The following is an 18,865-nucleotide window of genomic DNA, read 5'->3' on the forward strand; positions in this document are numbered from 1 at the left end:
CCGCGCCCGCGCACCCCCGCCTCCCCAAACCCCCAGCTCACCCCGCACTGTCAGTCCCACCCCCTATCGTGCGAGCCATGACGACCCCGCGCCCCGACACCGCCCTCTCGGCAGACGAAGCCCGCCGCATCGCCCTGCGCGCGCAAGGCTTCCTCGGCACGCCCGACCGAAGGGCCGGCGTGCGCGGCGTCCTCCGGCACCTCGGCGCGGTCCAGCTCGACACCATCTCGGTCCTGGCCCGCTCCCACGAGCTGATCCCCTACGCCCGACTCGGAGCCGTGGGCCGCGACACGGTCGAGGACGCGTACTGGAAGCCCGGGTCCGCGGGCACGCCCGCGACCCGACCGCACGCCTTCGAGTACTGGTCCCACGCCGCCTGCATCCTCCCCATCGAGGAATGGCCCCACTTCGCCTTCCGCCGCCGCGCCTACCGGGCCCGCCCGCACTGGAACCACGCGCTCCCGGACGGCACGTACGACCAGGTCGTCAAGCAACTCCGCACCGAAGGCCCGCTGACCGCGACCGAGTTGGGCGGCGCGAAGAAGACCAGCGAGTGGTGGGACTGGTCCGGCACCAAGGTCGCCGTGGAGCGCGCGCTCATGTACGGCGAGGTGGTCTGCGTGGAGCGCCGCGGCTGGAAGCGCGTGTACGACCTCGCCGAGCGCGCCGTCCCCGCCGACCTGCTGCACGACGAGCTGGACGACACCGAGTGCCTGCGCCGTCTCGTCCGCCTGGCCGGCCAGTCGCTCGGCGTCGGCACCCGCGCGGACATCGCCGACTACCACCGTCTCAAGGGCGAGCAGGTCGACACCGTGATCGCCGACTCCGGTCTGGTCCCGGTCACGGTCGAGGGCTGGTCCAAGCCCGCCTGGGCCGACCCGTCGGCACTGGAAACACCCCCGCGCGGCCGCCACCGCACCACGCTGCTGTCCCCCTTCGACTCCCTGATCTGGGAGCGTACGCGCACCGAGCGGATCTTCGGCTTCACCCACCGCCTGGAGGCCTACGTCCCCAAGCCGAAGCGGATCCACGGCTACTTCGCGATGCCGGTCCTGGCCGGCGGACGGCTCGTCGGCCGCGTGGACCCGGCCCGCGAGGGCCGCACCCTGATCGCCCGACAGATCACCCTGGACGGCCCGAAGGCGGTCCCGGCGGTGGCGCAGGCCCTGCTCGAGGCAGCGACCTGGGTGGACTGCACAAACGTGCGCGTGGAGCGCGTGGACGCTCCGGACCTGCGCGAGCCTCTCGTCAGCGAGCTCACCCGCGCACTGGCCTGACTCGGTTCCGAAACCACGTCCGAGCCGGGTCGGAACCGGTCCGAGCCGGGTCCGAGCCGGGTGCACCAGCAGCGAACCAGTCGGGCCGGGCCGAGTCGGGCCCACCATCAGGAACCGGACCGGGACCGGGCTCACCATCAGCGCCGCACCATCACCGGAGCGGGGCGGACTCAGGCCCCGCTCACCGACTCGGCAGCCGACTCACCGGCTGGCTCACCGGATCTCGAGAATCTTCTCCCGCATCGCGTACACCACCGCCTCCATCCTGGAGTGCAGCTGCAGCTTCTCCAGGATGTTGCGCACGTGGTTCTTCACCGTGTTCTCGGAGATGAACAACTCCTTGGCGATGTCACGGTTGTTCATTCCCGTGGCGACCAGCTTGAGCACCTCCAGCTCCCGGTCCGTCAGCCGCGGCGCGGGGACGAGACGACGCTCGTCGGTCCGCTGGATCATCGACTTGAACTCGGTGAGCAGCTTCGACGCCATGGAGGGGCTGATCTGCGACTGTCCGTCGGCGACCGCGCGGATCGCGGTGGCGACCTCGTCCGTGGAGATCTCCTTGAGGAGATAGCCGGTGGCGCCGGCCTTGATCGCCTCGTAGAGGTCGGCCTCCTCGTCACTGATCGTCAGCATGATGATCTTCGCGCTGGGAGCCACCTCCTTGATGGAGGTGCACGCCTCGATACCGCCCCGCTTGGGCATCCGTACGTCCATCAGCACGATGTCCGGCAGCAGGTCGGCCGCCTTGTCCACGGCCTCGGCGCCGTCACCCGCCTCGCCGACGACCTGGATGTCCTCCTCGGCCGCGAGCACGATCTCGAGTCCGCGGCGGAACAGGGCGTGGTCGTCCACGACAAGGACTCTGATCGGTTCCTTGCGTGAGGTGCCCCCGTCCGGGCCCATGCCGACGACGCCGTCGTCGGCATCGTCGTCCCGCATCGGTCCGAAGCTGTCCGCCATCGTTCCTCCCCCTGAAGGCTGTGGCCGTGGTCCTGTGCCGTCGCCAACCCAAGGCAGCGGCCCACCGGTTGAGCCGCCCTGGCCATGATTCCATGCCCGGACGACAACGCGGTGACAGAGCGGTGCTCGAAGGGGTCGCACACGGGTGCCCCTGGGGGCGCACACAGCGCTCCAGGGGCACACCGCTCAGCTGTCACCGGGCAGCGTCAGCCACCCAACGCACCGCCGGCCTCGGGCGCGTGCGCCTGGGCCACCATCGGGTCGGTGTCGAGGTAGATCACGCCGTAGTCGTAGGCGTGACGCCGGTAGACGACGCTGGGCTGCTTGGTCTCGGAGTCGACGAACAGATAGAAGTCGTGTCCGACCAGTTCCATCTCGTAGAGGGCCTGGTCGAGGGTCATCGGAGCGGCGACGTGGGTCTTCTCGCGCACCACGAGGGGGCCGTCGCCCTGCACCTCGAGCGAGCCGATCCGCTTGGTCGGCACACTCTCCGACTCGTCGGCGGGGACGGGACGGCCGTTGCCGTTGAGCGTCGCCACACCCGGGACGTAGTCGGGAACCTCCGCCGCGGGGATCCTGCGGGCGCCGCGGCGTGTGTAACGCTTGTCGTGCTGCTTGCGCAGCTGGGCATCCAGCTTCTCCGCCGCCAGGTCGAGTGCCGCGTACGCGTCGCTGGCCGCCGCCTCCGCCCGGATCACAGGGCCGCGGGACCGGAGGGTGATCTCCACCCGGTCGCACCGGTCGGCCTGTCGGGGGTTGGGCTCCTTGGACACCTCCACGTCGAGGCTGATCACCTTGCCGTCGAGCTTCTGGATCTTCTCCAGGTTCAGCTTGTCGGCCACGTGCTTGCGGAACCGCTCGGGCACCTCGGTCTTGCGGCCCTTGACGACGATGTCCACGCAGAACTCCGTTCCCGGATCACTCCGCTTCGGTGCGGAGCGTCTCCCTTTTGCACCAGGCTCCGGTGAGCACCGGAACCTCGGACTCGGTGACTTCCACCTCCTCCTCCCCCATGAGCGAGATCTACACCCCCGGTGCCGCGGAAGATTACGAAAAACCGCAGCACGGCATTCGGATATGCGAGGTGTGGCCTGCGCTTTCCCTCACAACCGAACATATCTCGCCCGGACGGATGTCGTCACCCTCTACTGCGGCGTACCTCCGTTCAGGCGAATTGGACCTCTCATTACCTGCAACGACGCAAGTTCCTGCTCAGTTCCGGTTTATTTCGAAAGAGTCCGGCGACGCGGCGACCACGGCCGCGCAGAGCACGTCAGCGGCTCGCCCCGCATCCTCCAGCGGTCTGACCGACACCTCGTCCGCTCCTCCCTCCTCGGCTCCGGACAGTCGCTCACTGTCTTCCCGAGTCCTACCCACGTACCCGGCTGTCGCCCCTTCACCACACAACGCTCGCTTCGCCTCCTCCTCACACCGCCCACTCTCCCCCTGCCCGGCCCACTCCGCCGCCGCAGCAGCCGCCCCAGCCGCCGCCGACGCCACGGCTCCCGACCGCACCGCCCCCGGCCGCACCGCTGTCGCCTGCACCGCCGCCCGCACCGCCCGCGCGGCCTCCGCCAGCGAGGCGCCCGTCGTGACCACGTCGTCCACGAGAACCACCGGCCCACCGCACAGCACCCGCGCACCCCCGGGCACCACCGTCAGCGCGCCCACCAGGTTGTCCAGCCGCTGCCGCGAGTCCAGCCCCGACTGGTCGGCCACGGCCCGCCGCTGCCGCAACACCGCGGCCACCCGCGCCGGCACCCCCGCCCGCCGCAACTCACCGGCCGCCGCCAACGCGATCCGCCGCGCCGGGTCATGCCCACGCGCCCGTACGGCGGCTCGGGTGGAGGGGACGGGGACGAGCAGCAGGTGTCCGGGGGGCTGGGGGCCCTCCCCCTCCCCCCACCCCACCTCCCCCACCCCCGCCCGCACAGCCCCCGCCAGCGCCGTGCCCAGCGGTCGCGCCAGTGCCAGCGCCCCGCGCTCCTTGTGGGCCAGCAGCGCCGCACGTACCTCGTCCGCGTACCGGGCCGCCGCGTGCACGGCGGGCAGCCCTGGTGGTTCCGGCACCGGACGGACCCGGAACGGCGCGGCTCCGCCCAGCACCGCGCGGCACTGCGGGCAGAGCACCGTACGCGCGCTTCCGCAGCCCCCGCACTCGGCGGGCAGGACCAGGCCGGCGAGCTCCTGCCACCACCTGCGAACGCTTTCCACGTCCCCTACTGTGCCGACGCGGGAAGCAACCCGCCACCCCTGTGGAAAACCCGCGGAGCACCCTGTGGAAAACCGTCGGGAAGGCAGCTCGAAGGCACTCGGAGCGATCGGAACACCAAAAGGAGGAGGCGTAAAGCAGTTCCCGGGAATCCGTGCGGTCCACGGAGAAGAAGTCCCACCGGCTCCCCCGGAACTCCCGCGAACTCCTGGCCGACTCCGGCCCCCCGAGTAACGCCCCGAGGGCAGCCGCACCCACGCGCCAAAGCCCACACCAGCCCCGCACCCACGCGCCAAAGCCCGCCCCGGCACCGAAACCCGCCCCGGCACCCCTCGCCCCACGCCTTGTACCCCAGCGCCCCGCGCCCCCGCGCCCCCGAACCCAGAACCCCGCTCTCCACGCCGAGGCCGAGATCACCCGTAACGGGAGATCACCAGGAGCCGAAGATCACCCGGGATAGAACGCGACCGAAGCGGTCTCCTTGAGCGTCCGCCAGCCGCTTCCGCCGGGCAGCCACAGCAGCCCGTCCTTGGAGGTCGCGAAGAGCGGGATCTCGCTGTCCTCGGAGGCGGCGATGCTCGTGACCTCCGTGAGGCCGGGCAGTGTCCCCGCCTCGGGGACCGAGCCGTCGCACTGCACGTACTGCACCTGCTGCACGCCCCCCGACTCGCGCCCGACGACCACGAGCCGGTTGTCCCCGGCCCACGACACGGCCGTGACCTGCTCCAATTCGGGGGTGGCGGAGCGCAGTTCCTGAAGCGACACGGAGGGCTGATCGCCGCTGCCCGGGCCTCGTTCGATCCGCCCGATGAGCAGGGACTGCTTGCCGCCCTTGTCCACGACGAGCGCGATCCGCACCCCGTCGGCAGCCACCCGTACGGCGTTGATACGGCCGTCGAGTCCCGGAGTGAGCACCTCCAGCGGCTGGCCGCCGCCCTTCTCCAGCAGGAGCAGACGGGGAGCGTCGGGGTCGCGGTCGGCGACCCACAAATCCCCCTGGGTGTCCCAGCTGGGGGTGGTGAGGCGGTCGGTCTCCGTCTTGCCCTTGCTCTGGAGTACGGGGTCGCCGATGGAGCTGCCGGAGACGGTGGAGGTGACGTAGAGCGCCTTGCCGTCGAGGGCGACTCCCGCGGCGCTGTGTTCGTCGCGGGCCACGGCCACCGAGCGCAGCGCCTTGGCGCCGTCGCCGAGCGCTCCGGGCACCGGGTCGGCCTTGGTGTTGCCGCTGCCGCTCGTCATCCGTTCGAGGCGGTGCTGGCCGTCGATGAAGTACAGGTAGCCGGGGCTGGTCTCGGAGCCGCGTGCGGCGACGGCCGCGGCCCGCTCCTCGGTGAGGGAGCACAGCTGGGTGCCGCCCGAGCGCAGCGCGATCTCGTCGACGGCGGGAGCCAGGCTGTGGAGGGAGAACAGCAGCTGGGCCGCCATCTCGTCGCACTTGCCCTGTCCGATGTGGGCGGCCTTGTCGTTGAGCGGCACGGTGAGCTTGTTCTGGTCGTCGGGGGTCAGCGCGGTGACGCCCTTGGGCAGCGCGGTGCCGGTGGGGAAGCTGGACCTGACGACGGGGCGGAGCCAGCTGGTCGGGCCGGTGAGCACGGAGCGCACCATCTGCGTCATCGGGTCGACGCGTTCGCGCACGTAGACGGGGTCGGCGACGGCCATGGGCTGCCGGGAGCCGTCGGCCGTGGTGTTGGAGGCGAAGTAGTACTTGTTGACGGAGACGTAGTTGCGCTGGAAGTCCGACTTGCCCATGACGACGCCCTGGGGGAGGGCGTCGATGCGCCACTGCCCGTTCTTCTTGTCGCGGCTGAGGTGGACCACCTGGCGGTAGTCGCCGGCGGCGGGCGCGTACGACTGCTGTCCGTCGACGGCGGCGACCCGTGTGCCGGTCAGCGTGTACGAGTAGTCGTCGCCGTCGTCTCTGGTCCCGGTGGGCCCGGCGTCGGTCGCCGGCCCGTCCGTGAGGACCGTCGTGGACCGTTCGGGCTCCCATTTCTGGGCGGCTTTCTCGGTCAGGTACTGCCGTGCCGTCGCGTAACCGGGGTCGTCGCTGGTGAGCGCTTCGAGGAAGCCCTGGACGATCTCCAGCGGCTGTGCGTCGTCCCGGGGCGGCATCGCGAACACCCGTACCTGGGTGTCCTGGCGCGGTGTGGACTCGACGCCGCGCAGATCCCCGCTGTCGGGCATCGAGGCGCACCCGGCCAGCAGAACGACGCCACAGGTGGCGTACGCCACCGCGCGCCCCGGCGTACGCCGGGTTCCCCCCTCGCGCCACTCAGCGCCCACGACGTGCCTCCCCTTGCTCGTTCGAGCCCTCCGCCCCGGCTCTGTGCCGGTTCGAAGTCCCCCTCAGTGCCGTTTCGCGGGCGCCACTCACGTCGTCCGGCGCGCCCAGGTCCTCCGCAGCGGCCGTCTCCGTCCGCTCAGGGGCCGCGCCGCGTGCTTCGCCGCCTGCCCCGGACGCCCCGGCAGCCTGCCGTTCGTCCTCTCCGCGTCCGCCGCCTCCCGTGCCCGCGGCGGGCCGGGACACCACGCGCGCGCCGTTGCCGGGCAACGCCGTCGGGTCGGCCGTGGGGGCCGCGGTGGCCGTCCGGGGCGCGAGCGCGCTCCGCGCGGCCGACACCTGTTCGCCGACGGGCTGTACGGGCACCGTCGCACTCTTCTGGCCGCCGCCGCGCGGCTGACCCGCGTCGTCGAGGTCTCCCCGGTTGCGACGGGAGTCCTTGGGCTCCAGCGGTATCGGCGAGCCCCGCAGCGGTTCGTCGGCGGTCCTGGGCAGCGTCAGCCGGAACTGCGAGCCGCCGCCGGGCTCTCCCCAGGCCTGTAGCCAGCCGCCGTGCAGCCGTGCGTCCTCCAGGGCGATGGACAGCCCCAGACCGGTACCGCCGGTGGTACGCGCGCGTGCCGGGTCGGCGCGCCAGAACCGGCTGAAGACGCGGGTGGCCTCGCCGGGCTTGAGGCCGACGCCGTAGTCGCGCACGGCTATCGCGACGGCGCCGCCCGCGGCGGCCAGCTTGACGATGACGTCCTTGCCCTCGCCGTGTTCCACGGCGTTGACCACCAGGTTCCGCAGCACCCGTTCCACCCGTCGGGCGTCGGCCTCGGCGACGACGGGCTGCTGGTCGCCGATGACGCGTACGGTCGTGCCCTTGCGTTCGGCGAGCGGCGCGGCCCCGCTGACGACCCGCCGGACGACCTCCCTGAGGTCGATCGGCTCGGCTTCGAGGGCGGCGGCGCCGGCGTCGAAGCGGCTGATCTCCAGCAGGTCCGCGAGCAGTGTCTCGAACCGGTCGAGCTGGTCGGCGAGGAGTTCGGCGGACCGCGCGGTGATGGGGTCGAAGTCGACCCGGGCGTCGTGGATGACGTCGGCGGCCATGCGTACGGTCGTCAGCGGCGTCCGCAGTTCGTGCGAGACGTCGGACACGAACCGCCGCTGCATCCGCGACAGGTCCTCCAGTTGCTGGATCTTCAGCTGGAGGTTCTGGGCCATCTTGTTGAAGGCCTCACCGAGGCGTGCGATGTCGTCCTCGCCGGTGACCTTCATCCGTTCCTGGAGCCGTCCGGCGGAGAGCCGCTCGGCGATCCCGGCGGCCATCCGCACCGGCGTGACGACCTGCCGTACCACGAGCCAGGCGATGGCCCCGAGGAGTACGACGACGAACAGCCCGGCGGTCGCCAGCGTCCCCTTGACCAGGCTCAGCGACTTCTCCTCCTGGGTGAGCGGGAAGAGGTAGTACAGCTCGTACGGATCACCGTTGGGGTCGTTGACTTGCTTGCCGATGACGAGGGCCGGCTGGGAGTCCTTGTCGTTGAGGTAGTTGATGCGGGAGTAGCTCTGGGCCGCTCCGGTGCTGCTGTTGACCTGCTCGCGCAGCTTCTCCGGGACGCTCTTGTCGGGGTCGACGAAGCCGGAGGCGCGCGGCCCGCGGGCGACGCCGCTGACGTCGCCGGGGGGCAGGGTGACCACGTCGAAGGCGCCCTGGCCGCCGCTGGACAGCGACAGGACGAGCTCGCTCATCCATTCGATGACGTTCTGCGAGGCGCCGCCGTCGGCCGGGGTCCCGTCGTCGGCGGACGCGCCGGCGGCCTCGTCGGCCTTCTGCTTGGCCACGGCGAACCCGCCGGTGGCCTGGCTCTGCGACGCCTTCACCTTGGCGTCGAGCAGCCCGTTGCGCACCTGCCCGATGACGACGAAGCCCAGCAGCAGGACGACGCCCAGCGACATCAGCAGTGTCGTGGCGACGACCTTGAGCTGGATGTTGCGCCGCCACAGCCGCATGACGGGCAGCAGCGGCCGGCGCACCAAGCGCAGCAGCAGCCTCAGGACAGGGCTGCCCTGCACCCCGCCCTGCAACAGGCCCCCGGCGAGGAGGCGTGCGAAGCGTGAACCCGGCGCCCTACGGCCGACAGGCCGCTCCGGGCGGGCCCCGGACCGACCGGGGGCCGAAGCGGCACTGTCACCGGACATGTCAGCTCGGTCCTGCCTTGTATCCGACGCCACGGACGGTCACCACGATCTCCGGCCGCTCCGGGTCCTTCTCGACCTTGGAGCGCAGCCGCTGTACGTGCACGTTCACCAGGCGGGTGTCGGCGGCGTGCCGGTAGCCCCACACCTGCTCGAGGAGCACCTCGCGGGTGAACACCTGCCAGGGCTTGCGCGCCAGCGCGACCAGCAGGTCGAACTCCAGCGGCGTCAGGGCGATCGACTGCCCTTCCCGCTTCACGGAGTGACCGGCCACGTCGATGACGAGGTCGCCTATGGCGAGCTGTTCCGGCGCCGGTTCCTCGGACCTCCGCAGCCGCGCCCGGATCCGGGCGACCAGCTCCTTCGGTTTGAACGGCTTCACGATGTAGTCGTCGGCGCCGGACTCCAGTCCGACGACGACGTCGACGGTGTCGCTCTTCGCCGTGAGCATCACGATCGGCACCCCGGACTCCGCCCTGATCAGGCGGCACACCTCGATGCCGTCCCGGCCGGGCAGCATCAGGTCCAGCAGCACCAGGTCGGGTTTCGCCTCACGGAAAGCGGCCAGCGCCTTGTCACCGTCGGCAACGAAAGACGGCTCAAAACCTTCACCACGCAGCACAATGCCGAGCATCTCGGCCAGTGCGGTGTCGTCGTCGACGACAAGGACTCGTCCCTTCATAAACGACATCATCCCATTCTCATAACAGTGAAGGTGGCGCAGGTGAGAAGGCTCACCGGCCAGTGACGATAGTCGTACGGGGCGGTCACTGTCTGCCCCGGTCCGTCGGCACCGAGGTCAGCACTGCCGTGGAACCGCCGAACGCGACATCGTCACCCCCTGCCGAGTCCCCGATCCGCATCCCTCGGATCACCCGTCCCCTGGCCGAAACGGCGATCCGACGGAGTGGCCCGTGGAGGCCGGTCCGGCGGCTGCGCGACGGGACCCCGTAACCACCCGGACAGGTCCGGCCCCCGGTCCACGACTTGCCGTCGAAGCCGCCTCGCCGACGCCCGGCCGGTCACGACCCGACCGGCCGAACGGCCACCTCCCGCCACCAGCGACTCCGGGCGGGCGGTCCCGGGCGGTCCGAGCGGTGCGCAGCGCCCGGTCACGCCGAAGGAGCTGCTTCGGCCGCTACGTCAGGTCCTTGACGAGACGCCAGTCGTCCCCGTCCCGCTCGAAGACGAACCGGTGGGACGCCACATGGGGCAGGGTCGGCTCCAGCCCACTGCCGTACGTGTCGGAAAGGTACGGGGTGGTGATCTCGTTGACGTCCACCGTGAACCGCGCGCCCTTCCTCTCCACGTGCGCCACCACGGCCTTGGCATCGGCCTGGTTCCACACCCTGCCCGCGGGCAGGGCGTCCTTCCGCCAGGACGCTCCAGGTGCGTCCGCGTGCCGCTGGAAGATCTCCTCGGCGGCCTGCTCGAGAGACTTCTGTTCCGCTTCCCGCCCGGCCGCCTCGGCCTGACTCCTCACCACCAGCCCACCGGGCACCGCCACGAGCGCCACCGCAGCCGCGACCAGCCCCACCCTGTGTTTCTTCCGCACCCTGCCCCCACCTCGAGACGCATCGACATGTCGATGCGGCGATCTGCGGGAGAGTAGCAACGATCAAACCCCCGCCCCCACGAATCCGCAGGCGGGATGCGTGAGCACGCGGGCGTGGCCATCAGGGACCACAAAAGTCCGACGGAACGTCTGCGGGCTGCGTCCTGCCTGGGAACACGTGCGGGACGCCGTGACCGCGCGCTCCGTTTCCTGGCCGCCGCCCCTCGCCTCACTCCGTACCACCCGTTCCCGGGCAGTCGGATCGGAGCCGAGCGGCAGCACCGGCGTGCCGGAACTGACGACGACGCCGGCCGCTGCCGCCGTACAGGCGCCACCCCCAGCGGAAACCTCGGTGCGGTACGGCGCCTTCCAATGGTGGGATGCGCCGCATGAGCGCCCCGCTGCACCACCGCATCGAGCAGTACTACGCCACCGTGCCCCTTCTGTTCGCCGACGCCGAGGACTTCGGCCCCCTGCGCCTGTTCGTACGGAAGGAACCCGGCGCCCCGTACTACGGCGGTCCGAGCCACGCCCAGCCCACCGGCGTGGCCTCCGTGGGCGCCGCCGACATCGCCCGGGTGCGCGCCCGGCAGCGTGAGCTCGGTGTGCCGGAGGCGTTCGAATGGCTGGCCGAGTCGGCGCCCCTGCTGCGCGCCCAGGTCGAGGCCGCCGGTCTCCCGGTGCTGCGACGCCCGCTGATGGTGCTGCCGCCCCACCACCCGCTGCCCCCGCAGCCCCTGCCGGACGGCGTGACACTGCGCGCGCTGACCGCGGACGACCCGGCCCTGCCCGCGGCCCTCGCCCTCCCGCACCTGGCCTTCGCCCAGCAGCCCCGCACCGGGGAGCCCGGCCCCGCCACGGGCCCGTCGGACCGCGCGCGGTTGGCCAGGTCGGCCGAGACGCTGACCACGGACGGCACCCTGGCCGCCGTCCGTCCCACGATCCGCGCCGGGCACAAGACCCTCGTCGCCGCCCTCGCTCCGGACGGCACCCCCCTGGCCACCGGTCACTACCACCCGGCGCACGCCACCACGGAGATCGGCGGCGTCGGCACCCTCCCCTCCGCCCGCCGCCAGGGACTGGCCGCCGCCGTGACAGCGGCCCTGGTCGCCCACGCCCGCGCCCACGGGGTCGAGACGGTCTTCCTCGCCTACGCGCGGGAGAGCGTCGCCCGCATCTACGCCCGCCTCGGCTTCCGCCCCGCAGAAAACGACCCTCCTGATCGCCGACCAGCCCGCACGCTCGTAGGTCCGAGCCGGCTCACCCGGCCGGCCGACGTGGTGCTCGGCGAGCGATCAGAGTGCCGCCTGCGCCCCTCCCCGGGTCGCCCCGCCGCACAGCTCGGCAAGCGCGTCGGCGGTCACCGGCGACACCACGCCTTCCTCCGTGACGATCGCCGTCACCAGCTCGGGCGGCGTCACGTCGAACGCGGGGTTGTACGCCTGGGTCCCCAGCGGCGCCACCGGAATGCCGGCGCCCGCTCCCGTCACCGGCGACTGGGCCGCCATGGCCTCCGTCACCTCGAACCCGGGCCGCTGCTCCACCTCGATGGACGCCCCGTCCGGCGTCTGCAGATCCACCGTCGTCACCGGCGCCACCACGATGAACGGCACATGGTGGTAGCGCGCCAGCACCGCGAGCGGATAGCTCCCCACCTTGTTCGCCACCGACCCGTCGGCCGCGATGCGATCCGCCCCGATCAGCACCGCGTCCACCTCCCCCGCCGCGAAGAGCGAACCCGCCGCGTTGTCCGTCAGCAAGGTGTACGCCATGCCGTTGCGGGCCGCCTCGTACGCCGTGAGGCGGGCACCCTGGAGCAGCGGACGCGTCTCGTCCACCCACAGCCGCCGAAGCCGGCCCACCCGGTGCGCCGCGAGCGCCACCGCGAAGGCCGTCCCCTCCCCGCCCGACACCAGCGCACCGGTGTTGCAGTGCGTGAGCACCCGATGCCCGCCTCCGGGCAGCAGCTCGTCGAGGAGCGCCAGCCCGTGCCCGGCCATCCGGACGCTGGCCGCCGCGTCCTCCCGGTGAAGCTGCCGCGCGGCCGCCAGCGCGGCCCGCGCGCCCTGCGCCGGATCACCGCTCTCGGCGAGCCCGGCCTGGTACGCGGCCAGGGCCCGGCGCACGCCGACGGACAGGTTCACCGCGGTGGGCCGGGCGCCCGACAGCGCGTCCGCGGCCTCGTCCACGCCGAACCCGCGGGCGGCGGCGAGCGCGACGCCGTACGCCCCGGCGATCCCGAGCAGCGGTGCTCCGCGCACCGCCAGCGAACGGATCGCCTCCACCAGCACGGATGCGTCTGTACACACGAGTTCGACTTCTTCGGCCGGCAGTCTCGTCTGGTCCAGAAGCACCAGTACGGGACCCTCGGGCAGCTCCTCCCAGCGGATCGCAGGTATGTCGGCCGGCCGCTTGTCCTCGCCGGAATGCGCGTACTGATCAGCCATGCCGTCAGTCTGCCCCCGATCCGGCGGACAATTGAAGGTGTGCAGCCCATACCGCGGCCGGTCAACCGATGAGCACGCCATGGCACGATGGCTCCCAACCTGGCGCCGCGACCGCGGACGGGCACCGTGAAGGAGCGACGATGAAAGACACTCCGGGCTGGGCCTCGCCCGGATCCGCCCCGTCCGACGGACAGGAGCCCGGCGCGTCCCGCCCCGCCGAGCCCACGGACCGTCCCGCCGGCGCCCGGCCCGCGGACCAGCCGGACGCGAACCCGCAGAGCCCCGGCACGAAGTGGTCCAAGGAACAGCCGCCGCCCGGCCCCGGCCAGTGGTCCGCGCCCGCGGGCCCCCCGAACCAGGGCCGCAACGCGGGCGGCACGCCGCCCCCACCGCCTCCGCCGCCCGGCCCCGGCTGGGGCAACTACCCGCCCGTCGGACCCGGCGGTGCCTACCCCGGCGGCCCCGCGGGCCCCGGGCAGGGCGGCTACGGCGCTCCCGGCTGGGGCGCCGGCTGGGGCGGCCCCCCGGCCGCGGCGAAGCCCGGCGTGATCCCGCTGCGCCCGCTCGCCGTGGGCGAGATCCTCGACGGCGCCGTCGCCACGATGCGCACCTACTGGCGCACGGTCCTGGGCATCTCGCTGACCGTCGCCGTCATCACCGAGGTCTTCGTCGTCCTGTTGCAGGGCCTCGTCCTGGACGCCACCACGGACACGACCGCCCTCGGCGACCCGAGCGCCACGGCCGACGAGCAGCTCAACGCCATGGGTGACGCCCTGCGCGCCTCCGGCCCCGTCCTCCTCATCACCCTCATCGGCACCATCGCGGCGACCGCGCTGCTCACCGCCGTCACCAGCCGGGCGGTGCTCGGCAAACCGGTCGCCCTCGGCGAGGCCTGGCGCGACGCCCGTCCCCAGGTGCTCAAGCTGTTCGGTCTGATCTTCCTGCTGATGGTCGCCGCCGCCGCCATCGTCCTCGTGTGCCTGCTGCCCGGCATCCTCGTGAGCGCCGCCGGAAACTCCGACGCGGGAGCCGCCCTCAAGGCCTTCGGCATCCTCGGCTCGATCGTCCTGGTGCTGTGGCTGATGATCCGCCTCTCGCTCGCCTCGCCCGCGCTGATGCTGGAGAAGCAGAGCATCAAGAAGGCCCTGGGCCGCTCCGCGAAGCTCACCCGCGGCTCCTGGTGGCGCGTCTTCGGCATCCAGATGCTCGCCCTGATCATCGCGAACGTCGTCGCGATGATCGTCGTCGTCCCGTTCGCCCTCCTCGGCGCCGCCCTGAGCGACGGAGGCGTCAGCGGCATGGTCGACGCGAGCAGCGACTACGGCTGGACCTACCTGATCGTCAGCGGCATCGGTTCGGTCATCGGCTCCATGATCACCTTCCCGATCTCCGCGGGAGTCACCGTGCTCCTCTACGTCGACCAGCGCATCCGCCGCGAGGCCCTCGACCTCGACCTGGCCCGCGCCGCAGGACTCCAGGGCTACGGCGCCGCCGCCCCCGGCACGACCCCGGGGAGCTGATGCGGTGAGCCTGGCGGGGGGAGTTCTCACATCGGTACCGCTCCCGGGCACCCTGCCCGTACGGACACTGCCACCCGGCATCACCGACGCGGCCCCGGCGGCCCTGCACCGCGTCGCCGACTGGGCGGTGGCAGCCCTGCTGCGGGCGGGCGACGCGACCGTGCTGTCCCTGCGGGCCCGCTCGGACGACGAACCGCCGCTCACCGTCCCGCGCGACCCCGCGCGGGAGGCGGCCCGCCGTGAGCTGTCCAAGGACCTGTACCACCAGAACGACCCCAGCCTGTTCCAGCGCGCCCTGGACACCCTCTGGGACTGGGTCGGCGACCTGCTCGACACCGCCTCGACCGCCACTCCCGGCGGCACACTCGGCCTGGTGGTCGTCATCCTGGCCACGGCAGCCGTCGTGGGCGCCCTGTGGTGGCGCCTGGGCTCCCCGCGCCGCCGGCCCACATCGGCCGCCGCCCTCTTCGACGACCGTCCCCGCAGCGCCGCCGAACACCGCGCGGCCGCCGAGGCCCACGCCGCCCAGGCCCACTGGAACCAGGCCGTCCAGGAACGCATGCGCGCCATCGTCCGCTCCCTCGAGGAACGCGCCCTCCTCGACACCCGCCCCGGCCGCACGGCCGACGAAGCCGCCGCCGACGCCGGCCGCACCCTGCCCGCCCACACCGACCGACTCCGCACCGCCGCCCGCGACTTCGACGACGTGACATACGGCGGCCGCCGCGCCACCCGGCAGTCGTACGCACGCACGGCCGAACTCGACCTGGACCTGGAACGCACCAAACCCCAGCTGACGGCGAGCAGCACCCCCACCACGGCCCACCCCGCCCACCGCGGAGCCGCCGAATGACGACCGAGGCCACGCTCCCGTCCACCTCGGCCTCGCCCACCGCCCTGCGGCTGTGGACCCGCGCGCGCGGCATCGCCCTCGCGCTCGCACTCCTCCTGGCCGGGGCCGTCACGCTCGCCGCGCTCCAGTCCGACGCCCGGCACGGCGCCCTCGACCCGCGCTCCGCCGGCCCCTACGGCAGCCGCGCGACAGCCGAACTCCTCGCCGCCCGCGGCGTCTCCACCCGCGTGGTGACCACCCTGGCCGAGGCTCGCGCGGCGGCCCGCCCCGACACCACTCTCCTGGTCGCCAGCCCCGACCTCCTGGCGGAACGGCAACAGCGGGACCTGCACTCGGCGATCGCCGGCTCGGGCGGCCGCACCGTCCTCGTCGCCCCCAGCGGCTGGTCCGTGGGAACCCTCGCCCCGGGCGTGACCGCGGACCCCGCCAACAGCCGCGGCTCCGCGCTCTCCCCCGACTGCGCACTGCCCGCCGCCCGCCGCGCCGGCACCGCGGAAACCGGCGGCATCCGCTACACCACCCGCCGCCTCGACGCCGACGAGTGCTACCCCAGCGAACGCCTGGCCACCGTGCTGCGCATCCCGGACACCTCCGGCGCCGGCGACACCGTGGTCCTCGGCGCGCCCGACATCCTCTACAACGACCGCCTCGACGAACAGGGCAACGCCTCGCTCGCCCTCCAGCTCCTCGGCTCCCACAGCCATCTGGTCTGGTACCTCCCCTCGCTCTCCGACACCGCCGCCACCGACCCGGACGACGAGAAGGGCTTCTTCGACCTGCTCCCCTCCGGCTGGGTCTGGGGCACACTCCAGCTGTTCGTCGCGGCAGCCCTCGCCGCCCTCTGGCGGGCACGCCGATTCGGCCCCCTCGTGCCCGAGAGACTCCCCGTGGCGATCCGCGCCTCCGAAACCGTCGAAGGCCGCGCCCGCCTCTACCGCAAGGCCAACGCCCGCGACCGCGCGGCCGCCGCTCTTCGCTCCACCACCCGCACCCGCCTCGCCCCTCTCCTGGGCGTCCCCGTCACCCAGGCGCACACGCCCGAGGCACTCGTCCCCGCCCTGTCCGCCCACCTCCACGGCGACGGACAGCCCCTGCACGCCCTCCTCTTCGGCCCACCACCATCCGACGACGCGGCCCTGATCGCGCTCGCCGACCAACTCGACACCCTCGAAAGAGAGGTTCGCCGTCCATGATGGACCCGACCACTGACAACGCCGGGAACACCGGGGACCCGCGCCGCGCCCGCGCCTCCCTGGAAGCCCTGCGCGCCGAGATCTCCAAGGCCGTGGTCGGCCAGGACCCCGCCGTGACGGGCCTCGTCGTCGCCCTCCTCTGCCGCGGACACGTCCTCCTCGAAGGAGTCCCCGGAGTGGCCAAGACGCTGCTCGTCCGCGCCCTCGCCTCCGCACTCGAACTCGACACCAAACGCGTCCAGTTCACCCCCGACCTCATGCCCAGCGACATCACCGGCTCCCTGGTCTACGACACCCGCACCGCCGAGTTCTCCTTCCAGCCCGGCCCCGTCTTCACCCACCTCCTCCTCGCCGACGAGATCAACCGCACCCCGCCGAAAACCCAGTCGTCCCTCCTCGAAGCCATGGAGGAACGCCAGGTCACCGTCGACGGCACCCCGCGCCCGCTCCCCGACCCCTTCCTCGTCGCGGCGACCCAGAACCCCGTCGAGTACGAAGGCACGTACCCCCTCCCCGAAGCCCAGCTGGACCGCTTCCTGCTCAAACTGACGATCCCGCTCCCCTCCCGCCAGGAGGAGATCGACGTCCTCACCCGCCATGCCGAAGGCTTCGACCCCCGCGATCTGCACGCCGCCGGCATACGCCCTGTCGCAGGCCCGGCCGACCTCGAAGCGGCCCGCGCAGCCGTCGCCGAGACGACGATCTCCCCGGAGATCACCGCCTACGTCGTCGACATCTGCCGCGCCACCCGCGAATCCCCGTCCCTCACGCTGGGCGTCTCCCCGCGCGGCGCGACCGCCCTCCTCGCCACCGCACGCGCGTGGGCCTGGCTCACCGGCCGCGACTACGTCATCCCCGACGACGTCAAAGCCCTCGCCCTCCCCACGCTCCGCCACCGCGTGCAGCTCCGCCCGGAAGCCGAGATGGAAGGCGTGACGGCCGACTCCGTCATCAACGCGATCCTCACCCACGTCCCCGTGCCCCGCTGATGGCTCTCACCGGACGCACCGCACTCCTCGCGGCCCTCGGCTCCCTCCCCGTCGGCATCTGGGACGCCGGCTGGACCGGCATCCTCGCCGTCAACGCGCCCCTGGCCGTGGCCTGCGCCTGCGACTTCGCCCTGGCCGCCCCGGTACGCCGACTAAGCCTGACCCGTTCAGGCGACACCTCCGCCCGCCTCGGCGACCCGGCGGACGTCACCCTCACCGTCACCAACCCGTCCCGTCGCCCCCTGCGCGCCCACCTCCGCGACGCCTGGCCCCCGAGCAGCTGGCAACCAGGAACAGAGACAGAAGCCTCCCGCCACGACCTGGCGGTCCCGCCCGGCGAACGCCGCCGCATCACCACCCGCCTACGCCCCACCCGCCGCGGCGACCACCAGTCCGACCGCGTCACCATCCGCTCCTACGGCCCCCTCGGCCTCTTCTCCCGCCAAGGCACCCACAAGGTCCCCTGGACCGTACGGGTCCTCCCCCCGTTCACCAGCCGCAAGCACCTCCCCTCGAAACTGGCCCGCCTTCGCGAACTGGACGGCCGCACCAGCGTCCTCACCCGCGGCGAAGGCACCGAATTCGACAGCCTGCGCGAATACGTCCCCGGCGACGACACCCGCTCCATCGACTGGCGCGCCACGGCCCGCCACGCGTCGGTCGCCGTCCGCACGTGGCGCCCCGAACGCGACCGCCACATCCTGCTCGTCCTCGACACCGGCCGCACCTCCGCGGGCCGCGTCGGCGACGCCCCTCGCCTCGACGCCTCCCTGGACGCCGCTCTCCTCCTCGCCGCACTGGCCTCCCGCGCCGGCGACCGGGTCGACCTCCTCGCCTACGACCGCCGGGTGCGTGCCCTCGTCCAGGGCCGAACAGCACGCGACGTACTTCCCGCCCTGGTCAACGCCATGGCCACCCTCGAGCCCGAACTCGTCGAAACGAACGCCCGCGGCCTCACCGCCACAGCCCTCCGTACGGCCCCTCGCCGCTCCCTCATCGTTCTCATGACCACCCTGGACGCCGCCCCGGTCGAGGAAGGCCTCCTCCCCGTCCTCCCCCAGCTCACGCAACGCCATACGGTCCTGGTGGCATCGGTCGCCGACCCGTACATCGCCCATATGGCCACCTCCCGAGGCGACGCCGAGGCCGTGTACGAGGCGGCATCGGCAGCCCAGGCCCAAACGGAACGTCATCGCACAGCCGAGCAACTCCGCCGACACGGCGTCACCGTCGTCGACGCGACACCGGACCAACTGGCCCCCGCACTCGCAGACGCCTATCTGGCACTAAAGGCAGCAGGACGCCTGTAAAAGAAAACGGACTCTTTTGCGAGAGAGAGCCCGTTAAAACAACAGTGCCCCCCGAACGCAGAAAACCCCCGCACCGTGAGGTGCGGG

The 18,865-nt window shown here is 72.4% G+C and carries 14 protein-coding genes and 1 pseudogene; 7 read left to right on the forward strand and 8 right to left on the reverse strand.

The window, feature by feature from the left end; translation table 11 throughout:
- Positions 1 to 77 precede the first annotated feature (77 nt).
- The gene (locus QF030_RS17755; RefSeq protein ID WP_307163655.1) at positions 78 to 1,277 is read left to right on the forward strand and encodes a winged helix-turn-helix domain-containing protein; all 1,200 of its coding nucleotides are present in this window, start codon (positions 78 to 80) and stop codon (positions 1,275 to 1,277) included.
- 213 nt (positions 1,278 to 1,490) lie between these two features.
- Here QF030_RS17755 and QF030_RS17760 read toward each other — a convergent pair whose 3' ends face one another.
- From QF030_RS17760 to QF030_RS17790, 7 genes are all read right to left on the reverse strand, one after another.
- Positions 1,491 to 2,237 (reverse strand): response regulator, encoded by a 747-nt coding sequence (locus tag QF030_RS17760; protein ID WP_020133042.1) that lies wholly within the window; start codon positions 2,235 to 2,237, stop codon positions 1,491 to 1,493.
- A gap of 206 nt (positions 2,238 to 2,443) precedes the next feature.
- Positions 2,444 to 3,136, reverse strand: coding sequence for a ribosome hibernation-promoting factor, HPF/YfiA family (hpf, locus tag QF030_RS17765; protein ID WP_307163656.1), 693 nt, complete (start codon positions 3,134 to 3,136; stop codon positions 2,444 to 2,446).
- A gap of 313 nt (positions 3,137 to 3,449) precedes the next feature.
- Positions 3,450 to 4,451: a ComF family protein gene (locus QF030_RS17770; RefSeq protein ID WP_307163657.1), complete on the reverse strand. Its 1,002-nt coding sequence runs from the start codon at positions 4,449 to 4,451 to the stop codon at positions 3,450 to 3,452.
- A 445-nt stretch (positions 4,452 to 4,896) separates the two neighbouring features.
- Positions 4,897 to 6,732, reverse strand: coding sequence for an LpqB family beta-propeller domain-containing protein (locus QF030_RS17775; RefSeq protein ID WP_307163658.1), 1,836 nt, complete (start codon positions 6,730 to 6,732; stop codon positions 4,897 to 4,899).
- Positions 6,722 to 8,914 (reverse strand): MtrAB system histidine kinase MtrB, encoded by a 2,193-nt coding sequence (mtrB, locus tag QF030_RS17780; RefSeq protein ID WP_307163659.1) that lies wholly within the window; start codon positions 8,912 to 8,914, stop codon positions 6,722 to 6,724. Before mtrB ends, QF030_RS17775 begins: the two co-directional genes overlap by 11 nt.
- A gap of 1 nt (position 8,915) precedes the next feature.
- Positions 8,916 to 9,605, reverse strand: coding sequence for a two-component system response regulator MtrA (mtrA, locus tag QF030_RS17785; RefSeq protein ID WP_187281934.1), 690 nt, complete (start codon positions 9,603 to 9,605; stop codon positions 8,916 to 8,918).
- A 444-nt stretch (positions 9,606 to 10,049) separates the two neighbouring features.
- Positions 10,050 to 10,466, reverse strand: coding sequence for a hypothetical protein (locus QF030_RS17790; RefSeq protein WP_307163660.1), 417 nt, complete (start codon positions 10,464 to 10,466; stop codon positions 10,050 to 10,052).
- A gap of 380 nt (positions 10,467 to 10,846) precedes the next feature.
- On the opposite strand from QF030_RS17790, the pseudogene QF030_RS17795 reads away from it, so the two are divergent.
- Positions 10,847 to 11,714: pseudogene (locus QF030_RS17795) on the forward strand (GNAT family N-acetyltransferase).
- A gap of 47 nt (positions 11,715 to 11,761) precedes the next feature.
- Here QF030_RS17795 and mtnA read toward each other — a convergent pair.
- Entirely contained in the window at positions 11,762 to 12,913 is a 1,152-nt protein-coding gene (gene mtnA, locus QF030_RS17800) for an S-methyl-5-thioribose-1-phosphate isomerase (RefSeq protein WP_307163661.1), read from the reverse strand.
- Between the two features lie 140 nt (positions 12,914 to 13,053).
- On the opposite strand from mtnA, the gene QF030_RS17805 reads away from it, so the two are divergent.
- The 5 genes from QF030_RS17805 to QF030_RS17825 are packed head-to-tail and all read left to right on the forward strand — an operon-like array spanning position 13,054 to position 18,778.
- Positions 13,054 to 14,433 (forward strand): glycerophosphoryl diester phosphodiesterase membrane domain-containing protein, encoded by a 1,380-nt coding sequence (locus QF030_RS17805; RefSeq protein ID WP_307163662.1) that lies wholly within the window; start codon positions 13,054 to 13,056, stop codon positions 14,431 to 14,433.
- Between the two features lie 4 nt (positions 14,434 to 14,437).
- On the forward strand, positions 14,438 to 15,286 hold the full coding sequence (locus QF030_RS17810) for a DUF4129 domain-containing protein (protein ID WP_373428775.1): 849 nt from the start codon (positions 14,438 to 14,440) through the stop codon (positions 15,284 to 15,286).
- Positions 15,283 to 16,479: a DUF4350 domain-containing protein gene (locus tag QF030_RS17815; protein WP_307163663.1), complete on the forward strand. Its 1,197-nt coding sequence runs from the start codon at positions 15,283 to 15,285 to the stop codon at positions 16,477 to 16,479. The genes QF030_RS17810 and QF030_RS17815 overlap by 4 nt, the downstream gene beginning before the upstream one ends.
- Positions 16,479 to 17,468, forward strand: coding sequence for an AAA family ATPase (locus QF030_RS17820; RefSeq protein ID WP_307167606.1), 990 nt, complete (start codon positions 16,479 to 16,481; stop codon positions 17,466 to 17,468). The genes QF030_RS17815 and QF030_RS17820 overlap by 1 nt, the downstream gene beginning before the upstream one ends.
- Positions 17,468 to 18,778: a DUF58 domain-containing protein gene (locus QF030_RS17825; protein WP_307163664.1), complete on the forward strand. Its 1,311-nt coding sequence runs from the start codon at positions 17,468 to 17,470 to the stop codon at positions 18,776 to 18,778. Before QF030_RS17820 ends, QF030_RS17825 begins: the two co-directional genes overlap by 1 nt.
- Positions 18,779 to 18,865 lie beyond the last annotated feature (87 nt).

The sequence above is a fragment of the Streptomyces rishiriensis genome, from assembly GCF_030815485.1.
Taxonomy (GTDB): Bacteria; Actinomycetota; Actinomycetes; order Streptomycetales; family Streptomycetaceae; genus Streptomyces; species Streptomyces rishiriensis_A.